Source organism: Mesorhizobium sp. M0898, assembly GCF_040319695.1.
In the GTDB taxonomy this organism is placed as follows: domain Bacteria; phylum Pseudomonadota; class Alphaproteobacteria; order Rhizobiales; family Rhizobiaceae; genus Mesorhizobium.
Genome location: NZ_JAMYOE010000001.1, coordinates 293,916 through 312,287, shown reverse-complemented (window position 1 = coordinate 312,287; position 18,372 = coordinate 293,916). Strand labels below are relative to the sequence as shown.

15 protein-coding genes are annotated in these 18,372 nt (G+C 63.6%); 7 read left to right on the top strand and 8 right to left on the bottom strand.

Annotated elements, in window-relative coordinates; genetic code table 11:
* Positions 1–85: 85 nt before the first annotated feature.
* The 4 genes from NKH90_RS01545 (at position 86) to thrS (ending at position 3,810) form a co-directional block, all read left to right on the top strand.
* Complete coding sequence (locus tag NKH90_RS01545; RefSeq protein ID WP_352473909.1) at positions 86–253, top strand: hypothetical protein; 168 nt, start codon at positions 86–88, stop codon at positions 251–253.
* Between the two features lie 79 nt (positions 254–332).
* The gene (gene yidD / locus NKH90_RS01540) at positions 333–707 is read left to right on the top strand and encodes a membrane protein insertion efficiency factor YidD (RefSeq protein ID WP_352451412.1); all 375 of its coding nucleotides are present in this window, start codon (positions 333–335) and stop codon (positions 705–707) included.
* 146 nt (positions 708–853) lie between these two features.
* Complete coding sequence (gene blaOXA / locus NKH90_RS01535) at positions 854–1,669, top strand: class D beta-lactamase (protein WP_352816783.1); 816 nt, start codon at positions 854–856, stop codon at positions 1,667–1,669.
* A 167-nt stretch (positions 1,670–1,836) separates the two neighbouring features.
* Positions 1,837–3,810 carry a threonine--tRNA ligase gene (gene thrS, locus NKH90_RS01530; RefSeq protein WP_352816780.1) on the top strand — a complete coding sequence of 658 codons (1,974 nt, stop codon included), beginning with the start codon at positions 1,837–1,839 and terminating at the stop codon, positions 3,808–3,810.
* A 159-nt stretch (positions 3,811–3,969) separates the two neighbouring features.
* On the opposite strand, the gene NKH90_RS01525 is transcribed toward thrS, so the two are convergent.
* Positions 3,970–4,935 carry an RgsD C-terminal domain-containing protein gene (locus NKH90_RS01525; RefSeq protein ID WP_352817173.1) on the bottom strand — a complete coding sequence of 322 codons (966 nt, stop codon included), beginning with the start codon at positions 4,933–4,935 and terminating at the stop codon, positions 3,970–3,972.
* A 156-nt stretch (positions 4,936–5,091) separates the two neighbouring features.
* On the opposite strand from NKH90_RS01525, the gene NKH90_RS01520 reads away from it, so the two are divergent.
* On the top strand, positions 5,092–5,676 hold the full coding sequence (locus NKH90_RS01520) for a nitroreductase family protein (protein ID WP_352816777.1): 585 nt from the start codon (positions 5,092–5,094) through the stop codon (positions 5,674–5,676).
* A gap of 20 nt (positions 5,677–5,696) precedes the next feature.
* On the opposite strand, the gene NKH90_RS01515 is transcribed toward NKH90_RS01520, so the two are convergent.
* Positions 5,697–6,578 (bottom strand): HpcH/HpaI aldolase/citrate lyase family protein, encoded by an 882-nt coding sequence (locus NKH90_RS01515; RefSeq protein ID WP_352500843.1) that lies wholly within the window; start codon positions 6,576–6,578, stop codon positions 5,697–5,699.
* Between the two features lie 3 nt (positions 6,579–6,581).
* Complete coding sequence (locus NKH90_RS01510) at positions 6,582–7,073, bottom strand: MaoC family dehydratase (RefSeq protein WP_502896453.1); 492 nt, start codon at positions 7,071–7,073, stop codon at positions 6,582–6,584.
* Between the two features lie 110 nt (positions 7,074–7,183).
* Here NKH90_RS01510 and NKH90_RS01505 point away from each other — a divergent pair, with 110 nt between their 5' ends.
* Positions 7,184–8,305 carry a DUF2336 domain-containing protein gene (locus NKH90_RS01505; protein WP_352816772.1) on the top strand — a complete coding sequence of 374 codons (1,122 nt, stop codon included), beginning with the start codon at positions 7,184–7,186 and terminating at the stop codon, positions 8,303–8,305.
* Here NKH90_RS01505 and NKH90_RS01500 read toward each other — a convergent pair.
* Complete coding sequence (locus tag NKH90_RS01500; protein ID WP_352816769.1) at positions 8,302–10,368, bottom strand: FUSC family protein; 2,067 nt, start codon at positions 10,366–10,368, stop codon at positions 8,302–8,304. The two genes, NKH90_RS01505 and NKH90_RS01500, sit on opposite strands and share 4 nt — an antisense overlap.
* A 42-nt stretch (positions 10,369–10,410) precedes the next feature.
* Positions 10,411–12,462: a DNA topoisomerase IV subunit B gene (gene parE / locus NKH90_RS01495; protein ID WP_352816767.1), complete on the bottom strand. Its 2,052-nt coding sequence runs from the start codon at positions 12,460–12,462 to the stop codon at positions 10,411–10,413.
* Between the two features lie 272 nt (positions 12,463–12,734).
* Between parE and NKH90_RS01490 the strand changes: the two genes are divergently transcribed.
* A complete protein-coding gene (locus tag NKH90_RS01490; RefSeq protein ID WP_352500839.1) occupies positions 12,735–13,904 on the top strand; it encodes a GGDEF domain-containing protein in 1,170 nt (389 codons plus the stop codon).
* Between the two features lie 72 nt (positions 13,905–13,976).
* On the opposite strand, the gene gcvP is transcribed toward NKH90_RS01490, so the two are convergent.
* From gcvP to gcvT, 3 genes are read right to left on the bottom strand one after another with little or no spacing between them, the layout of a single operon-like run.
* Positions 13,977–16,787: an aminomethyl-transferring glycine dehydrogenase gene (gcvP, locus tag NKH90_RS01485; protein ID WP_352816764.1), complete on the bottom strand. Its 2,811-nt coding sequence runs from the start codon at positions 16,785–16,787 to the stop codon at positions 13,977–13,979.
* Positions 16,788–16,803: 16 nt separating this feature from the next.
* Complete coding sequence (gcvH, locus tag NKH90_RS01480; protein ID WP_352451343.1) at positions 16,804–17,172, bottom strand: glycine cleavage system protein GcvH; 369 nt, start codon at positions 17,170–17,172, stop codon at positions 16,804–16,806.
* A gap of 5 nt (positions 17,173–17,177) precedes the next feature.
* A complete protein-coding gene (gcvT, locus tag NKH90_RS01475) occupies positions 17,178–18,296 on the bottom strand; it encodes a glycine cleavage system aminomethyltransferase GcvT (RefSeq protein WP_352816762.1) in 1,119 nt (372 codons plus the stop codon).
* Positions 18,297–18,372: the final 76 nt, after the last annotated feature.

Below are 18,372 nucleotides of genomic sequence, written 5' to 3'. Positions count from 1 at the left end.
AACTCAGAGTTATCTGACGTGGACGTTATACTCGTTTGAAGAGCAAGGCCAGCGGCGCTCTAATCGGTGCTCAAGGAGTGCCGCCATGATCCAGTTTCTCAACATTCTGGGCGATGTGATGCGGATCGCGACGTTTCAATGGTACGACGAGAAACCGCATAGGGATTGGTGCGAGGAGAGGCCGCCGACCAGCGTCGCCGTATGCCGAAGGCCGACGCCCGACCGCTATCCGGTTCGCCCTACCAGGCCATGACGGGATTGCCGGAACGGCATTGCGTTCCTGGCCCGATGCGCACATCTATCGCGTAGGGAAACGCGATGTGGAGACTGCGGTGGTCGGCCAACATCGGCATGCGCACGGCGCCAGGCCGATTCGACAAGGACGCAACTGGTCCGGCCCGTGGCGCAAGACGCCGGGCCGCGTCTTCGGCACGTCGCTTGTCCGACTTTACCAGCTGACGCTGTCCGGCTTCGTCGGCAATTCCTGCCGGCATCTGCCGACCTGTTCCGAATACGCGTACGAAGCGATCGCCCGCCACGGGCTGTGGGCCGGCGGCTGGATGGGGTTTTTCCGGGTGCTGCGCTGCGGACCGTTCGGCACGCACGGCATCGACCGGGTGCCTGAGGCACTGGCTGATCGCTACCTCTGGTTCACGCCATGGCGGTACTGGCGGATCGGGAAAAAACGTGGCGACCTGGACAGTTGACCGCAACTGTGCGGTGCACAGAGGGGTCGCTTTTTACGATCTGGTAGGGTTAACCGCAGCTTGCGCTGACATAGCGCATTTGAGACAAAATCGAGACAAGACACCTCGCTAAGCCGCTCCTGACACCCTTCAGGAGAGATTACCAAATGCGCCGGATAGACCGACTTCCCTTCATTTTCGCCGTGGTTCTCTATGTCCTGGCGTGGCTGGTGGGTTTTCCGATCCGTGCGCAATCGGCGCCGCTCGGGGACGTCGAATGCACGCTGATCGTCGACGCCGCAAGCGGCGAGACGCTGTATCGCCAAGGGACCTGCGATCAGCGCTTCAGCCCCGCCTCGACATTCAAGGTTCCGCTGGCGCTGATCGGCTATGATGCTGGAATCCTGAGCGACGAGCATACGCCAAGCTGGGAGTACAAGGCGGAGTTCAATGCCCCGAAACGGGACCGCAAGACCGTCGACCCGACGATCTGGGAAAGGGATTCGGTCCTTTGGTTCTCACGCGAGATTACGCGCCGGCTCGGCAGCAAACAGTTTGCCGGCTATGTGTCCAGATTGGACTATGGCAACACCGAAGTCTCCGGCACTGCCGGCAAGAATGACGGCCTCACCCATTCCTGGGTGAATTCTTCGCTCAAGATATCGCCGGTCGAGCAGGTCGATTTCCTGCGCAAGCTGCTGGCGCGAAAACTGCCGGTTTCGGACAAGGCCCATGCGATGACCAGCGCGATTGTCCCGACCTTCCGGGCAGGCGGCTGGACGGTGCAGGGCAAGACCGGAACGACCAGGCTCGGCGACAGCGCCGACAAGCGCTCGCTTGGCTGGTTTGTCGGCTGGGCGCAGACCGATGCTCGCAAGATCGTCTTTGCCCGCCTGGTAGTCGATACGAAACGTTCCGACACGCCAAAGGGACTCAAGACGCGGGCGATGTTCCTGAAAGATCTGCCGAATCTCCTCAGGTGACCTACATCCGGCTTTACGGCGCCGAAAACTGCCCATAAAAGACCGCTCGCCGCCGGACGCATCCGGCTCTTACTGATGCATGTCGTAGCGCCAAAACCGCTAAGCAGTCTTGGGCGACATGCATTTTACCACCCGCGCTCGTTTGCGGGACTGGATAGGAGAATCTTATGCTGAATTCCGTTTCCCTGACATTTCCCGATGGTTCCGTTCGCGATTACGACGCGGCGATGACCGGCGCCGGCCTGGCGGAATCGATCTCGAAGTCGCTGGCCAAGAAGGCCGTTGCCTATTCGATCGACGGCACGCTGCGCGATCTTTCCGACCCGATCGGCAGATCGGGCAAAGTCGAGATCATCACCCGCGAGGACCCGCGTGCGCTGGAGCTCATCCGCCACGATGCAGCCCATGTGCTGGCCGAAGCCGTGCAGGAACTTTGGCCGGGAACGCAGGTGACCATCGGGCCGGTGATCGAAAACGGGTTCTACTACGATTTTGCCCGCAACGAGCCGTTCACGCCCGACGATTTCCCGGTGATCGAGAAGAAGATGCGCGAGATCATTGCACGCAACAAGCCGTTCACCAAGGAGGTCTGGTCGCGCGAAAAGGCGAAAAGGATCTTTGCCGACAAGGGCGAGCGCTACAAGCTCGAGTTGATCGACGCCATTGCCGAGGACCAGGATCTCAAGATCTATGCACAGGGCGACTGGTTCGACCTCTGCCGCGGCCCGCATATGGCCGCGACCGGCCAGATCGGCAGCGCCTTCAAGCTGATGAAGGTCGCCGGCGCCTATTGGCGCGGCGACAGCAACAATCCGATGCTGACCCGCATTTACGGCACGGCCTGGGCCGATCAGGCGCAGCTCGAAGCCTATCAGACGATGCTGGAGGAGGCCGAGAAGCGCGACCACAGGAAGCTCGGCCGTGAGATGGACCTGTTCCACTTCCAGGAGGAGGGCCCCGGGGTCGTCTTCTGGCACGCCAAGGGCTGGAGGATGTTCCAGAACCTGGTCAATTACATGCGTCGCCGCCTCGACGAGCAGGGCTATCAGGAAGTCAACGCGCCGCAGGTGCTCGACAAGAGCCTGTGGGAGACGTCAGGCCACTGGGGCTGGTACCGGGACAACATGTTCAAGGTGACCGTTGCTGGCGACGACACCGACGACGACCGGGTGTTTGCGCTGAAGCCGATGAACTGCCCCGGTCACGTCCAAATCTTCAAGCATGGGCTGAAATCCTACCGCGATCTGCCGGTAAAACTTGCGGAATTCGGCAATGTGCATCGCTATGAGCCGTCCGGCGCGCTGCACGGGCTGATGCGCGTGCGCGGCTTTACCCAGGATGATGCGCACATCTTCTGCACCGAGGAACAGCTCGGCGACGAGTGCATCAAGATCAACGATCTGATCCTCTCGACCTATGCCGATTTCGGCTTCGACGAAATCACCGTCAAGCTGGCGACCCGCCCCGAAAAACGGGTCGGCACCGACGCGATGTGGGATCATGCCGAGGGCGTGCTGCAGGACGTGCTCGACAAGATCGCGGCGCGGTCGGGCAACCGGATCAAGACGGGCGTCAATCCGGGCGAGGGCACGTTCTACGGGCCGAAGTTCGAATATGTGCTGAAGGACGCCATCGGCCGAGACTGGCAATGCGGCACCACGCAGGTTGATTTCAACCTGCCTGAACGGTTCGGCGCCTTCTACATCGGCTCGGATTCGGAAAAGAAGCAGCCGGTGATGGTGCATCGCGCCATCTGCGGCTCGATGGAGCGGTTTCTCGGCATCCTGATCGAGAATTATTCCGGCCATTTCCCGCTCTGGTTCGCGCCGCTGCAGGTGATGGTGGCGACGATCACTTCCGATGCCGACGATTACGCCCAGAAGGTCGTTGCGCAGCTGAAGGCGGCGGGGCTGATCGCCGAAGCCGATCTGCGCAACGAGAAGATCAACTACAAGGTCCGCGAGCATTCGCTGGCCAAGGTGCCGGTCATCCTCGTCTGCGGCAAGCGCGAGGCCGAGGAAGAAACGGTCAATATCCGTCGTCTCGGGTCGCGTGACCAGGAATCACTCGGCCTCGCAGCCGCCGTGAAGCTGCTTGCCGACGAGGCGGTGACACCCGACCGCAAGCGCCGCGCGGCCTGAACCAGTCGACCAGCAACGAATGGCGGTGGAGCGATCCACCGCCATTTTTTATATTTTATATGCCTGTCACGCCGCGCGCCTATCTGGCAGATCGATCGACGTGCGCGTCGGCGACGCGCTGGCGCGACCCATGCACAAAGCAGCTTAGAGGGGCGCGTCTCAGTCGGCGCCTTCCTCGGAATCGATGGCCGAAGCCTCGGTGGCCAGAACCTCGATATCCTGGTTGTGCCCAGCCACCACCGTAAAATCCTTCTGGTAGATGCGATCGCGGTTCTTGGCGATGATGGTGTAGTCGCCCTCGGCCAGCACCATCGAGGCAAAGGCGCCGACGGTTTCCTTGATCGGATCGCCGGATTCGTTGAGCAGGGACCAGGAGGTGTCGGCGATCGCCTCGCCGCCTGGTTCGCGCACCAGCTTCATGGTCATCTCGGCGGCACGGTGCTCGACGGTCGCTTCGGTCAGTTTGCCGGCCTCGACGCGGATGTCGGAGCGGATGACCGCGTTCACCGCGCCATAGGTCGACACGACGTGGTAGGTGCCGGCATTGAGCCGCACGACGCTGTTCGGCTCGACATCGGGTATGATCAGGGCGCGATCGCCATCGGCCGCGGCGTGGCTCTCATAGATCGAGAAGCGCAGCTTCTTCGGCGGTATGCGTACCCCGCCGGACAGCACTGCATCGAGCTTGAGGCCACCGGCATCGAGCACGAGACTCTCGCGCTTGGCTTCCTTGCCGACGGTGATGCGCTTGGTGGCGCCGGCCCGCCCGTAGGAGGCGTGGACCAGATACGAACCCGGCTCGAGCTGGAATATGGCGGTGCCGCCATGAGAGGAGGCGACCATCGTCAGCTTGCCGTCGCTGGCCGATTCGGGTTTGAAGACGCGCCAGACTATGCCGCGCGTGATGTCGGCGCCCTTGTCGGTCAATTGCGCCGACAGCGTGATCGCCCCGCTGCTGCCCAATGCCAGCGATGTCTCGCTTTTCGGAGGCGCATAGCCCGAAATTCCGGGAAGCTTCAGCTCGCCGAGGCCGTCTACATCCTGGGCGACGGCAAGCGAAACCGGCACTATCAACAGTGCGGCAGCGAGCCATATCAGGAAAAGACGCAATGTCCCCTCAAACATGCCTTGCGTTGAAGCCCAAGGCGGTGGCAATTTCAAGGCTTAAGAGTCCGGTCGGCTTCTGCTACAGGGCTCTTTGTCCGGCGCGCCGCGCCAATGGCCAAGCCGCCCGATGTCCCGATGGTGCGCTTCAGCTCAAATTCCAGGAGACTTGCGCCCATGGCGTCGCCGATCATCGATCTTCTGCTGACCCGAAATTCCGCGCCGATCCCGGATTTGAAAGAACCGGCACCGGGCGATGCGGAGATCGCGACGATGATCGCCGCCGCCTCACGGGTGCCGGACCACGGCCGGCTGGAGCCTTGGCGTTTCATCCTCTATCGCGGCGAGGCCCGCATCGAGATCGGCAAGAAGCTGGCAAAACTTGCCGAACAGCGCGAAGGGCCGCTGCCGGAAGGCCGGCGCAACCAGGAATTGGCGCGCTTTTCGCGGGCGCCGCTGGTCATCGGCGTGATTTCTATCCCTAGGGAAAATCCAAAGATCCCGCAATGGGAGATGTTCCTGTCCGGCGGCATGGCGGCGATGAACCTGATGCTTGCCGCCAATGCGCTGGGCTACGGCACCAACATGATCAGCAACTGGTATTCCGACGTGCCCGAGGGCAGGGCGATCCTCGGCCTGGCGCCGCATGAGCGGGTCGTCGGCTTCGTCCATATCGGCTTCTACCAGGGGCCAGCGCCGGAACGACCGCGGCCCGATCCGGCAAAGCTCTATGCCGACTATTCAGGGCCGTGGGTGGGATAATTCCGGCGCGGAACAGACCCCTAAGGATCAAGCTCCGATGCCTTGGCTCGCGCCAGGAGCCGCTCTGCGAGCTTGAGATGCGGCCGATCGTACATCTTGCCGTCGATGCCGACGACGCCTGGATTTCCTGCCGCCTCGAACGCCTCGACGATCGCCAGGGCGCTTTTCACCGCTTGCGCCGAAGGCGTGAAGGCGGCGTTGATAACCGGCACCTGCGCCGGATGGATCGCCATCTTGCCGGTGAAACCGTCGCGCTCGGCCTCGGCGCATTCGGCCTCGAAGCCGGCCATGTCGCGAAAATCCGGAAAGACGGTGTCGATTGCCGCGACTTCCGCGGCACTTGCGGCAAGCATGGTCATGGTGCGGGCGAGGCGGAACACATCCGTGTAGCGGCCATTCGCGTCGCGCGTCGCGCGCGCGCCAATCGCCGCCGACAAATCTTCCGCCCCCCAGGTGACGCCGACAAGCCGCGCGCTTGCACGGGCGTAGGTCGCTGCGGCCAAGACGCCTGCAGCCGTTTCTGTGATGATCGGCAGGATCCTTATCGCTCCATCCGGCAGGCCGCTTTCGGCTTCGTGCACCCTGAGCTTGGCCGAGAGATGCTGGACATCCAGTCCGCTATTCGACTTAGGCAGCATGATGCCGTCTGGTTTTGCTGGCACGAGCGCCGCCAGATCGTCGTCGGTCAGTCCGGTCGAAAGGTCATTGACGCGCACATAGATCGCGGAGCTGGTCCGGTGCCTGTGCTCGGCGATGAAACGCGCCGCTGTGTCGCGCGCCAACCCCTTGTTCTGCGCAGCAATCGAATCCTCAAGGTCGACGATGACCACGTCGGCGCCTACGCCAAAGCCCTTCTCCAGCTTCTTTTCCGAATCGCCGGGAACGAAGAGCAGAGAACGCATCGGCTATGCCTTTTTCATCATCATGGCTTGCCTCGTGCATTTGGCAACCAGCACGTCGTTCTGGTTATAGGCGCGATGCTCGAGCTCGACGATGCCGCGGTCCGGCTTCGACCTGGATTCGCGCACCGAAACCACCGTGGTCTCGACGCGAATGGTGTCGCCATGGAAGACGGGGTGCGGAAACACCGTCTCTCTCATGCCGAGATTGGCGATAGTGGTGCCGACGGTGATGTCGTTGACTGAAATGCCAATCATCAGGCCCAGTGTGAACAGCGAATTGACCAGCGGTTTGCCCCATTCGCTCTTCGCCGCGAAGTCGAAATCGATGTGCAGCGGTTGCGGGTTCAGCGTCATCACCGAAAACAGCATGTTGTCGCCTTCGGTCACGGTCTTGCGCAGCGTGTGCTTGAACACATGGCCGACAACGAACTCCTCAAGGTAAAGTCCGGCCATGGTCGATCTCCTCCGCTGCTTAAGGGTTGATAGGCGTTGCATACCGGGCTCGCAAGCCAGTTAACGAACATGGTGAACCGTTCATAAACCATTTGTGCCTACGGTCTCGACAGGGACCAGAAACCTTCTGGCAAAGGGCGTAAGCAGGCGACATGGTCGTTTCGCATTTCCTGAAATGGATCCACACGGCGAAGGTGTCGGAGCGTGCTGCGGCGGCAAGCGCGCTGGCTCGCGCCTATGTCGACTCGGACCTGCCTTTCGAGGACCGCTGCGCTGCGGAGGCGGCGCTGACGCTGCTGCTCGACGACGCATCGTCGAAGGTGCGACTGGCAATCGCCGACGCGCTTTCCATGAGCCACCACGCGCCGCCGCAGATCGTCAGCGCGCTGGCGTCGGACCAGCCCGAGGTGGCCGCTTTGGTACTGGCGCGCTCGCCGCTGCTTACCGATGCCGACCTGATTGATCGGGTTGCCGGCGGCCAGAAAGCGACGCAGAAGGTGATCGCCGACCGGCCGCGTGTCTCGATGTCGGTTGCGGCGGCGATCGCCGAGATCGGTGAGCCGGAGGCTTGCACCACGCTGCTCGCCAACAGCGGCGCCGATATCGCATCCGTCAGCTTTCGCCGCATGGCCGAGCGGCACGGCCATCTGCCTCTGGTGCGCGAGGCGCTGATCGCCGACACCCGGCTGCCCGCCGATTGCCGGCATATGCTGCTGGTCAAGCTCGGGGAGATGCTCAAGGGGTCGCCGCTGGTGCTGGCGCTGATGGGCGCCGCCAGGGCCGAGCGCGTCACGCGCGATGCTTGCATCAAGGCTTCGGTGACGCTGATCGAAGGCACGCGGACAGAGGAACATACCGCACTTGTCGAACATCTGCGCCTGCGCGGCGACCTGACCGCAAGCTTCGTCGTCCGCACCATTGCGCACGGCAAGGTCGACTTCTTTGGTTCGGCGCTGGTCGCGCTCAGCCAACAGTCCGAACAACGGGTGAGAGCACTGCTGGCCGGCGGCCATGACGTGGCTCTGCAGGCACTGTTCCGCAGCGCCGGGCTTGCCGCCGCCACCCACGCCATCATTCTGCGCGCGCTGAAGGTCTGGCGCGAGGTCGCCAATGGCAAACGCCTCGCCGGCGTCCAGGAAGTCAGCTGGCTGATGCTGAAGGAATTGGGCGGACAGTCCGCCGAAGGCGATCTCGCCGGGCTGGTCAAATCGATCCATCTCGACGCGCTGCGCGAGAACGCACGCGGGCACGCGCTGGCGATCGCCGCTGCTTAAACCCGGTCTTTCTCGAAAAAATCCGGAAAATCCTCGATCGCGGCGGCAATGATGCGCAGCGAGGCGGCGATCTGCAGCATTTCGGCTGCTTCGCTTCGCTCCGCGATGCCAGCTGCATATTGCCTGGCGACGGCGACGGTCGCCGTCTGCGGCTCGCCGGGCCGCCTGAACAGCAGCTCGCGTGCCAGACCGCGCAGGAAATTGGCGATGGAAAGTGCTGTTTCAGGTGGGATCGCGGAACTCTGTTGCGCGTTGCGCAGCCGCAGGATTTCGAGGCCGACAGTAACGGCAGCAATGCCGCCGTCGAGAACGGCGTCGCCTTTCTCGCCGGCGTTCTGCAGCAGCGGCATCAACTGGTTGACCCGATCATAGGCAAGGCTCTCGAAAGCCAGTCGCCGCGGCATGCGCTCATGCAGACAAAGGCGGGCAAGATCTTCGCGCATGGCTTGCAGGATGCGGTTGACGGTGACCCAGGGGTCGGCGGGCAGCACGGTGGCGAAGACGCCGATCGCCAGAAGAATGCCGACCAGGACCGATGCCGAATTGGCGAAGAACGGAAACGGATCGTAGGTCATCGCCTGATGTGGGCTGAGGAAGGCGAGGAAATTGATGGCAAAGGCCGTTGCCACGCCGACATAGCGCGGATTGGCCATGGCCAGTGCCGCTGGTACCAGGATCGGCACGACAAAGACCATGAACCATCCGAAGCCTGGCAAAGCCGGAAGCGCCAACTGGCCGATGAGAAACGCAAAGGGCAGGGCGAGCAACGTGCCCTCGAAGAAGTTCCATGCCGACCGGATCGGATCGGGTCGAGCGGCGAACAGGCCGGAGACGACGGCGACCAGAATGACCGTGCCCGTCGCGTCCGACCATTTCGTCGCCAGCCAGAAGCCGGCGACCAGGAGCGTGGCAATAGCTGCGCGCACGGCATTGCGCGATGCCGCACGATAATCGCGGTGCACCACCAGTGCCGGCTGCCGCCGTTCGCGACTGGCACGAGACAGGGGAGAGCGCAGTGCATCCAGGCCGCGCAGCACTTGCTGCATGGCCTCGGCGAAGTCGGCGGCAATGGTTAGGCGGGTGACAGTGCCAGCCCAGTCAATGTCTTGCCCGGCCGCGACGTCAGGCATCTGTCGCGCCTTGCCGGCGATTGCGTCGAGCCGCGCCACCCAGGGCGCCGTATCGTCCAGCGCGCCCGGCTTGGCTACCAGTTCGCCGACAACGGCCTGCAACTCGGCGCGAACGGGGATGAGGGCTGCATTCTTCGGCGCGGCGTGGGCATGCAGCGCACGCGCCGCTGACAGGGCCGACAGAAGCTGGCCGATGGTACGCCGGACCGGATAGGCGCGGGTGGCGAGGCTCGGCCCCTCCAGCCTTGCGTAGGTGCGCATCTCGCCGAGCGTCTGGACGTCGCCGATCAGCTTGCGGTGCAGCCCGGCAAGCTTTTCCGCATCACCGCCGGAAAAAGCGCCGTCCGCATAGGCCGCCAGGTCGAGAATGCTGCGTTTCAGTCTTGAGATGATGGCGTCGGCGGCCAGTTTCGGCAGGATCAGCCGGCTGGTCAGCGCAGCGCAGACGATACCAAGCACGATTTCCGCGCAGCGCGCCACCGCGAGATCGATGACGAGGTGCGGCTGGCCGAAAGCCGGCAGGCCGATGATCATCGCGGTGTAGCCGGCAAGCGCCGCGCCATAGGCTTCCGGATTGCGTAGCAGCGACGAGACCAGCGAGCAGATGCCGATCCAGACGGCAAGAACTGCAACCAGCAACCACGGGTTGGCATCGAAAACAGTGGTAATCCCGATCGCCGCCAGCGCGCCGGCAAGCGTGCCGAGGAGACGATAAAACCCCTTCGCCAGCACCATGCCGGCGACCGGCTGTGCGACGATGAACACCGTCATCATCGCCCATTGCGGGTGGTCGAGCTTCAGCGCATAGGCGGCCAAAATCGCGATGAGGCCGGCCGAAACGGTGCGCAGGGCAAAGATCCAGTCCGAGCGCGTCGGCCGCGTCAGGCCAGCGATCCGCGTGCCGATATCGTCCTTCAGCCGCGCCCAGGTCAAGTGCTCGTCTCCAGCTCAGAAGGCCAAGCTAGCGGCGGGAGCTCAGATATCCAGCACTTCCGTCTCGGCGAATTCCGCGCGTTCCTGGATGAAGCGGAAACGGGCCTCGGGCTTGGTCCCCATCAATGCGTCGACCGCATCCTTGGTCGCCGCCTCGGCATCGATAACGTCGACCCTGAGCAGCGTGCGCTTTTTCGGGTCCATGGTGGTTTCCTTGAGCTGGGCAGCCATCATTTCGCCCAGCCCCTTGAAGCGGCCGATTTCGACCTTGCCGCGCCCGGCGAATTCGGTGCGCAGGAGTTCGTCCTTGTGCGCATCGTTGCGGGCATAGGCGACCTTGCCGCCTTGCCGGATCGAATAAAGCGGCGGCACCGCCAGATAGAGATGGCCGCCGCGGACCAGGCTCGGCATCTCCTGGTAGAAAAAGGTGATCAGCAGCGAGGCGATATGGGCGCCGTCGACGTCGGCATCGGTCATGATGATGACCCGGTCGTAACGCAGGTCCTCGTCGCGATATCTCGAGCGCGTGCCGCAGCCAAGCGCCTGGATGAGGTCGGATATCTGCTGGTTGGCGGCAAGCTTGTCGTTGCCGGCGCTGGCGACGTTGAGGATCTTGCCGCGCAGGGGCAGCACCGCCTGGCTGGCGCGGTCGCGCGCCTGCTTTGCCGAACCGCCGGCCGAATCGCCCTCGACGATGAACAGCTCGGCACCGGCGGCGGCATTCTGCGTGCAGTCGGCGAGCTTGCCGGGCAGCCGCAGTTTGCGCACCGCACTTTTGCGCGACACTTCCTTTTCCTGGCGGCGGCGCACCCGCTCGTCGGCGCGCGCGATCACCCATTCGAGCAGTTTCGAAGCCTCCTGCGGATTGTCGGCCAGCCAGTGGTCGAACGGGTCGCGGATGGCGCTTTCGACGATGCGGATCGCCTCGATCGTCGCCAGCCTGTCCTTGGTCTGGCCGACGAATTCCGGTTCGCGGATGAACACCGACAGCATGCCCGCCGCCGAGATCATCACATCCTCGGAAGTGACGATCGAGGCGCGCTTGTTGCCGACCAGGTCGGCATAAGCGCGCAAGCCGCGCGTCAGGACGTTGCGGAAGCCGGCCTCATGCGTGCCGCCTTCGGCGGTCGGAATGGTGTTGCAATAGGAATTGATAAAACCGTCGCCGCCGAACCAGGTCACCGCCCATTCGAGCGAACCGTGGCCACCCTGCTTCTCGCTCTTACCGGCAAACATTTCACGGGTCACCTGGAATTCGTCGCCGAGCGAGGCTTTCAGATAATCCTTGAGGCCGCCCGGAAAATGGAATTCTGCCTTGGCCGGCGTCGTGTCCTTTTCCCTGATCAGCGACGGGTCGCAGGTCCAGCGGATTTCGACACCGCCGAACAGATAAGCCTTTGACCGCGCCATGCGGTAGAGCCGCGTCGGCTCGAAAGCAGCGCCCTTGCCGAAAATCTGCTCGTCTGGATGGAAGCGGATCTTCGTGCCGCGGCGGTTGTGCACCTCGCCGAGCTGCTCCAGGCCGGTCACAGGAATGCCGCGCGAGAACTTTTGCCGATAAAGTTTCCTTCCCAGCGCCACCTCGACCTCGAGATGGTCGGACAGCGCGTTGACCACGGAAACGCCGACACCGTGCAGGCCGCCGGACGTCTCGTAAACCTTGCTGTCGAACTTGCCGCCTGAATGCAGCGTCGTCATGATGAGTTCGAGCGCCGGCTTCTTGAATTTCGGGTGCGGATCGACCGGAATGCCGCGGCCGTTGTCGGTGACGGACAGGTATCCGTCGGCGGAAAGCTCGACATCGATGAAGGTCGCATGGCCGGCGACCGCCTCGTCCATCGAATTGTCGATGACCTCGGCGAACAGATGGTGCATCGCCTTGTCGTCGGTGCCGCCAATGTACATGCCCGGGCGGCGGCGCACCGGTTCCAGCCCCTCCAGCACTTCGATGTCGGCGGCACTATAGCTCTCGCTGGCGTCGCGGGGCGCCGGCCGCTTCGCCGCCTGCACCAGCGGGTCGGCCGGGCGCGCGGCGGCGCGAGCCGGTTGCGGCTGCTTGTCCAATTTGGCGAAAAGATCGTTATTGTCGTCCATGCCGGTCCTGGATTCCGATGCTGCGAATCACCACCCGATACTGCCACGCTTTTGGCGGGCAGGCGACGGAGGTTCCTGTTACGTTCGAGGATAGGGCCTCTTACTGCAAAACCATTCGACAGCCAAGCGGCGGAAATGGGGTCGAAGGTGGAGCATCGACGTTTTGTAAACCCTGTCCGAAGGTTACGCCGGAAGATTGGCTAAAAGGCGGTATTTGCGGACTGTCGCTGACCTAGAATGCAGCGGAACCCTCAAGAGGCAGTCGCTTAAGCATGTTGGATTACAGTTCGCTCCTGCTCGCGGCGGCGCTGTCGGGCACGTGCCTTAGCATCACCATGTTTGCCATCTGGTTCAGCGCGCCACAGGCACGCTTTGTGCTGACGGTGGCGTGTGGCATTCTCGTGCTCGTCGCACATGTGGTGTTGTTCTGGCATTACACCAGGGATCCAAGCGCCTGGCTTTGCCAGATCGTGCTTGCGCTGCTCAGCCTCGGCTTCCTGATCATCTGCCTGTCGGCCATGCAATACCTCGGCATAGGCGACTACAGACGAGCCATCTTGCCGACCTTGGTTGCGATGGCCGTTTGCGCGGGCGCGACGTATCTCGGGTTTGATGGTGTCGGCTTTATTGTCACCTACGCGACGGTAACGGCGCTGCTCTCGCTCATCGGGGCGATGTTCTGGATTGAGGGTGGTCACGATCGCCGGATATTGCTGGTCGTCTCGTTCCTGAGCGGCGTCTGTGCCCTGTCGTTCGGACTTTGCGGCGCGGTCCTGCTGGTCACGGGCCAATGGGTGCTCGGTGTAGCACCGGACAATTGGGCCGAGCGGGTGAATTCCGTCGTGGCCGTCGCCTGCATGACCGGGCTCGGCGCATTGACGCTCTCCCTGCACCATTTGCAGGCGCAGATCGAACTGAAGGCCGAGACGATGACCGATCCATTGACCGGGCTGATGAATCGGCGGGCGTTGACGGCACTCTACGGCGAGCGGGTCTTCGGTCCGTTCATGTCCGTTGCCATGTTCGACCTTGACCATTTCAAGAGGACGAACGACGTATTCGGTCACCCGGTCGGCGACCAGGTTCTGTGCCGCTTTGCCGCCGTCATCAGGAAATACGCCCGGACCGGCGTCGACGCCTTCCGGTTGGGCGGCGAGGAATTCGTGCTCGTCATGTCGCGGATGACGGAAGAGAAGGCCTATGACATTGCGAGCAAGATCAGCGTCGCCTTCGGCACGGAAGTCGTGGCCACCCAACTCGGTCCGTTGCGAAGCACAGTCAGCGGCGGCATCGGCTTTGGCGGAACAAACGGCACCGGTCTCGACGATGTGCTGGCCGAAGCCGACGCAGCACTCTATGCGGCAAAGCGCGCCGGGCGAAATCGCGTCGTCGTCCGGGACCGGGCGAGCAAGGCCGACGGGCCGGCCTTGCGTTCTGCCTGATTGAGGTTTCTATCTTCTTGTTAGACCCATGATCTTGTCCGAAAACCGGATTCCACTTTTCGGGATCATGATCTATTCCGCCGCACCCAGATATTCCGACAGCGGCGGGCAGGAGCAGACAAGGTTGCGGTCGCCGGCGACATTGTCGATGCGTGACACCGGCGGCCAGTACTTTGCTGCGGTGTCGGCATCGCCGGCTGGATAGGCTGCCTCCAGACGCGAATAGGGATGGGTCCACTGGCCGGCCAATGCCTCGGCGGCGGTGTGCGGAGCGTTGACCAGAGGATTGTCGGCCAACGGCCATTCGCCCTTCGCCACCTTGGCTGCCTCGCCGGCTATGGCGATCATGGCCTCGCAGAAACGATCCAGCTCGCGCTTGGGCTCGGACTCGGTCGGCTCGACCATCAGCGTGCCGGCGACCGGGAACGACATGGTCGGCGCGTGGAAGCCATAGTCGATCAGCCGCTTGGCGATATCGTCGACGCTGATGCCGGCGCTGTCCTTGAGCACGCGGGTGTCGAGGATGCATTCATGCGCGACGCGTCCGTTGCGCCCTTTGTAAAGCAGGGGGAAATGCTCGCCAAGCCGCGTCGCCACATAGTTGGCGGAGATGATCGCCGTCTCGGTCGCCTGCTTCAGGCCGGAAGCGCCCATCATGCGAATATACATCCAGGTGATCGGCAGGATGGAGGCACTGCCGAACGGTGCCGCCGCCACGGCATGGGCCGAGCCTTCGGTGACGTGGCCGGGCAGATATGGCTTCAGATGCGCCTTGACGCCGATCGGGCCGACGCCGGGGCCGCCGCCGCCATGCGGGATGCAGAAGGTCTTGTGCAGGTTCATGTGGCAGACATCGGCGCCGATATCGCCGGGACGGGCGAGGCCGACCAGCGCGTTGAGGTTGGCGCCGTCGAAATAGACCTGGCCGCCATGGCTGTGAACCAGCGCACAGAGGTCGCGCGCGCCTTCCTCGAAGACGCCATGCGTCGAAGGGTAGGTGAACATCAGCGCCGCGAGGTTGTGCGCATGCTCGGTCGCCTTGGCCTGCAGGTCGGCCGTATCGATATTGCCGTCCTCGGTGCAGCGCACGACGACGACGCTCATGCCGGCCATGGCAGCACTTGCCGGATTGGTGCCATGCGCCGAGGACGGGATCAGGCAGACGGTGCGATGGCCTTCGCCGCGCGAGAGATGATAGCCGCGAATGGCGAGCAGCCCGGCATATTCGCCCTGGCTGCCGGCATTGGGCTGCAGGGTCACCGCGTCGAAGCCGGTGATCTCGGCCAGCCAGCCTTCCAGCTCGTCGATCATGGCGCGATAGCCTATCGAATGGTTTGCCGGCGCGAAGGGATGCAGGTTGGCGACATCAGGCCAGCTCACCGGCATCATTTCGGCGGCGGCGTTGAGCTTCATGGTGCAGGAGCCGAGCGGGATCATGGCGCGGTCGAGCGCCAGGTCCTTGTCGGCCAGCCGGCGCAGGAAGCGCATCATGTCGGTTTCCGAGTGGTTTTCGCGGAAGACGGGCTGGGTGAGAAACTCCTTGCCGCGCGGTTTTCCTGGCATGGAACTGCCGGCGGCAACGCCGGCCTTGGCGCCGAAAAGTGCTGCGATCGCCTCCAGATCGGCCTCGGTGGAGGTCTCGTCGAAGCTGATGCCGACATGGTCGGCGTCGATGACGCGCAGCAGCCGGCCGGTCTTTTCTGCGGCGGCGGCAATCGCGCCGGCTCTGCCCTTCACTTTCACGGTCACCGTGTCGAAATGGCTGTCGCCGACCACCGAAACGCCCGCTGCCTTGAGGCCGGCAGCCAGGCGGTTGGCCAGCGTGTGGACGCGGCCGGCAATCGCCTGCAGCCCGGCAGGGCCATGCCAGATCGCGTAGGCCGTCGCCATATTGGCGAGCAGCGCCTGTGCGGTGCAGATGTTGGACGTCGCCTTGTCGCGGCGGATATGCTGTTCGCGTGTCTGCAAAGCGAGGCGATAACCAGGACGGCCCTTGCTATCCGTCGACTGGCCAACGAGCCGGCCGGGCATCAGCCGCGTCAGCCTGTCGGAGACGGCGCAATAGGCGGCGTGCGGCCCGCCAAAGCCCATCGGCACGCCAAAACGCTGCATCGGGCCGACGGCGATGTCGGCGCCAAGCCTGGCCGGCGCATCGGTCAGCGTCAGGCCAAGCGGGTCGGCGATGAAGACGACCAGCGCGCCGGCAGCACGGGCCCTGTCGATCGCTGCCTTGTGGTCGCCGTAGACGCCGAATGTATCGGGCCAGGAGACCAGCAGGGCGGCGGTGTTGTCGTCGATCACCTCGCCGTCGACCTCGATGCCGAGCGGCTCGGCGCGGGTGCGCACGACGTCCAGCGTCTGCGGGTGCGGCGTGCCGGCCAGTGCCACCTTGGTGCGCTTGTCGCGATGATGGCGCAGCGCGATCCCAACCGCTTCGGCCACCGCCGTCGCCTCGTCGAGCAGCGAGGCCGATGCCACCGGCAGGCCGGTCAGTTCCGTCACCAGTGTCTGGAAGTTGAACAGCATCTCCAGCCGGCCCTGACTGATCTCGGCTTGGTAAGGCGTGTAAGCCGTATACCAGGCCGGGTTCTCGAACAGGTTGCGCTGGATCACCGGCGGCACGTGGACGCCATGATACCCGGCACCGATGAAGCTCTTCTGCACCGTGTTCTTTGCCATCGTCGCCGCGAGCTCGGCCAGCGCTTCCGCTTCGGTTGCGGGCGCGGGCAGGGCCAGCGGCCGGTCGAGCCGGATCGACTTCGGCACTGCCTGGCTGATCAGGGTCTCGACCGAAGGAACGCCGATCGTCGCCAGCATGGCTCTGACGTCATGGAGGCCCGGGCCGATATGGCGAGCCGAGAAGGGGTAGGGTGCTGCGGTCATCTTCCTGGTCCTGCTATCAACCAATATGGGCTTTGTAAGCGGCTTCATCGAGGAGTCCGTCGAGTTGGCGCTCATTGGCCAGCTTCATCTTCCACAACCAGCCGTCGCCGGTTGCCGCCGAATTGACGAGTGAAGGATCCGATGACAGCGAGGTGTTGGCCTCGGTGATCTCGCCGTCGACCGGCGCGTAGACGTCCGATGCGGCCTTGACCGATTCGACCACCACGGCGGTGTCGCCCTTGGCCAGCTTCTTCCCCGGCTCCGGCAGTTCGACGAAGACGAGATCGCCGAGCTGCTGCTGCGCGTAATCGGTGATGCCGACCGTGGCGATGCCGCCCTCGACGCGCAGCCATTCGTGATCTTCGGTGAAATAGGTCTTTGCCATTGAAATCATCCTTTGCGGTAGCGATGGGGCGTGAAGGGCAAGGGGTGGATGTCGACCGGGATTTTCGTCCCGCGGACATCGGCGAACAGTTTTGCGCCGGATTTGGCAAGCGGCGTCTGGACGTAGCCCATGGCGACCGGATGACCGGCCGAGGGGCCGAAGCCGCCTGAGGTGACATGGCCGGCAGGGTTGCCGTCAGCATCGAAAAGGGCAGCACCGGCGCGCACCGGCTGGCGGCCTTCCGGCTTCAGGCCGACGCGTTTTTGCGCCGGACCACGCTCCAGGATGGCGCGCAGCGCATCGGCGCCGATGAAGGCGCCAGAGGCGCGAACCTCCTTGGGGATGGGCCACATCAGCCCGGCGCTGGCCGGATCGATCTCCGGCGTGATGTCCAGCCCGTGCAGGCACAGTCCGGCTTCGAGCCGCAGGCTGTCGCGGGCGGCAAGGCCGACCCACATCACCCGCTCGTCCTCGAGCAGCCTGGCGACGAGGTTTCTTGCATCCGCTTCCGGCAGGCCGATCTCGAAGCCGTCTTCGCCGGTATAGCCGGACCGGCTCATGAACCATTTTTCGCGCGGCTCGATGCCGTGCATGAACACCAGCGAACCGGTCTCGATGCCGGCGCGGGAAAGGGCAGCCCACGCCTCGGGGCCCTGTATGGCCAGGAAGACGCGGTCGAGCGCATCCACTTTTACATCGAAATCGCCCTCTGCATCGAAATTTTTGGCCAGTGCGCGCAGATGCTTTTCGTCGGCGGCGGCGTTGCCGGCATTGGCGACCATCATGAAGCGCTCGGCGCCGAGCCTGGTGACGATCAGATCGTCCAGAATGCCGGCCGCCTCATTGAGGAAGAACGTGTATTTGGACTGGGAAACCTCAAGTGCGCCGGCATCGAACGGGCAGGCGCGGTTCAGAAGCGCTGCTGCCCCCGTACCGCTGATTTCGAACAGCTTCATGTGCGAGATGTCGAACAGGCCGGCATGCTCACGGCTGTGCAGGTGCTCCTTCATCACGCCGGCCGGATAGGTCAGCGGCATCGACCAGCCGGCGAAGGCGCCAAAGCGCGCACCAGCTGCCATGTGCAGATCTTCGAGGGGAAGGTGTTTGGTATCGTCGCCCGTCATGTCATCTCCAGAGTCGCACGCAAGCGGCCGCGAATGGCGACCAGTCCGTGCCCCTCTGTCTGAAGCCTGAGAGACT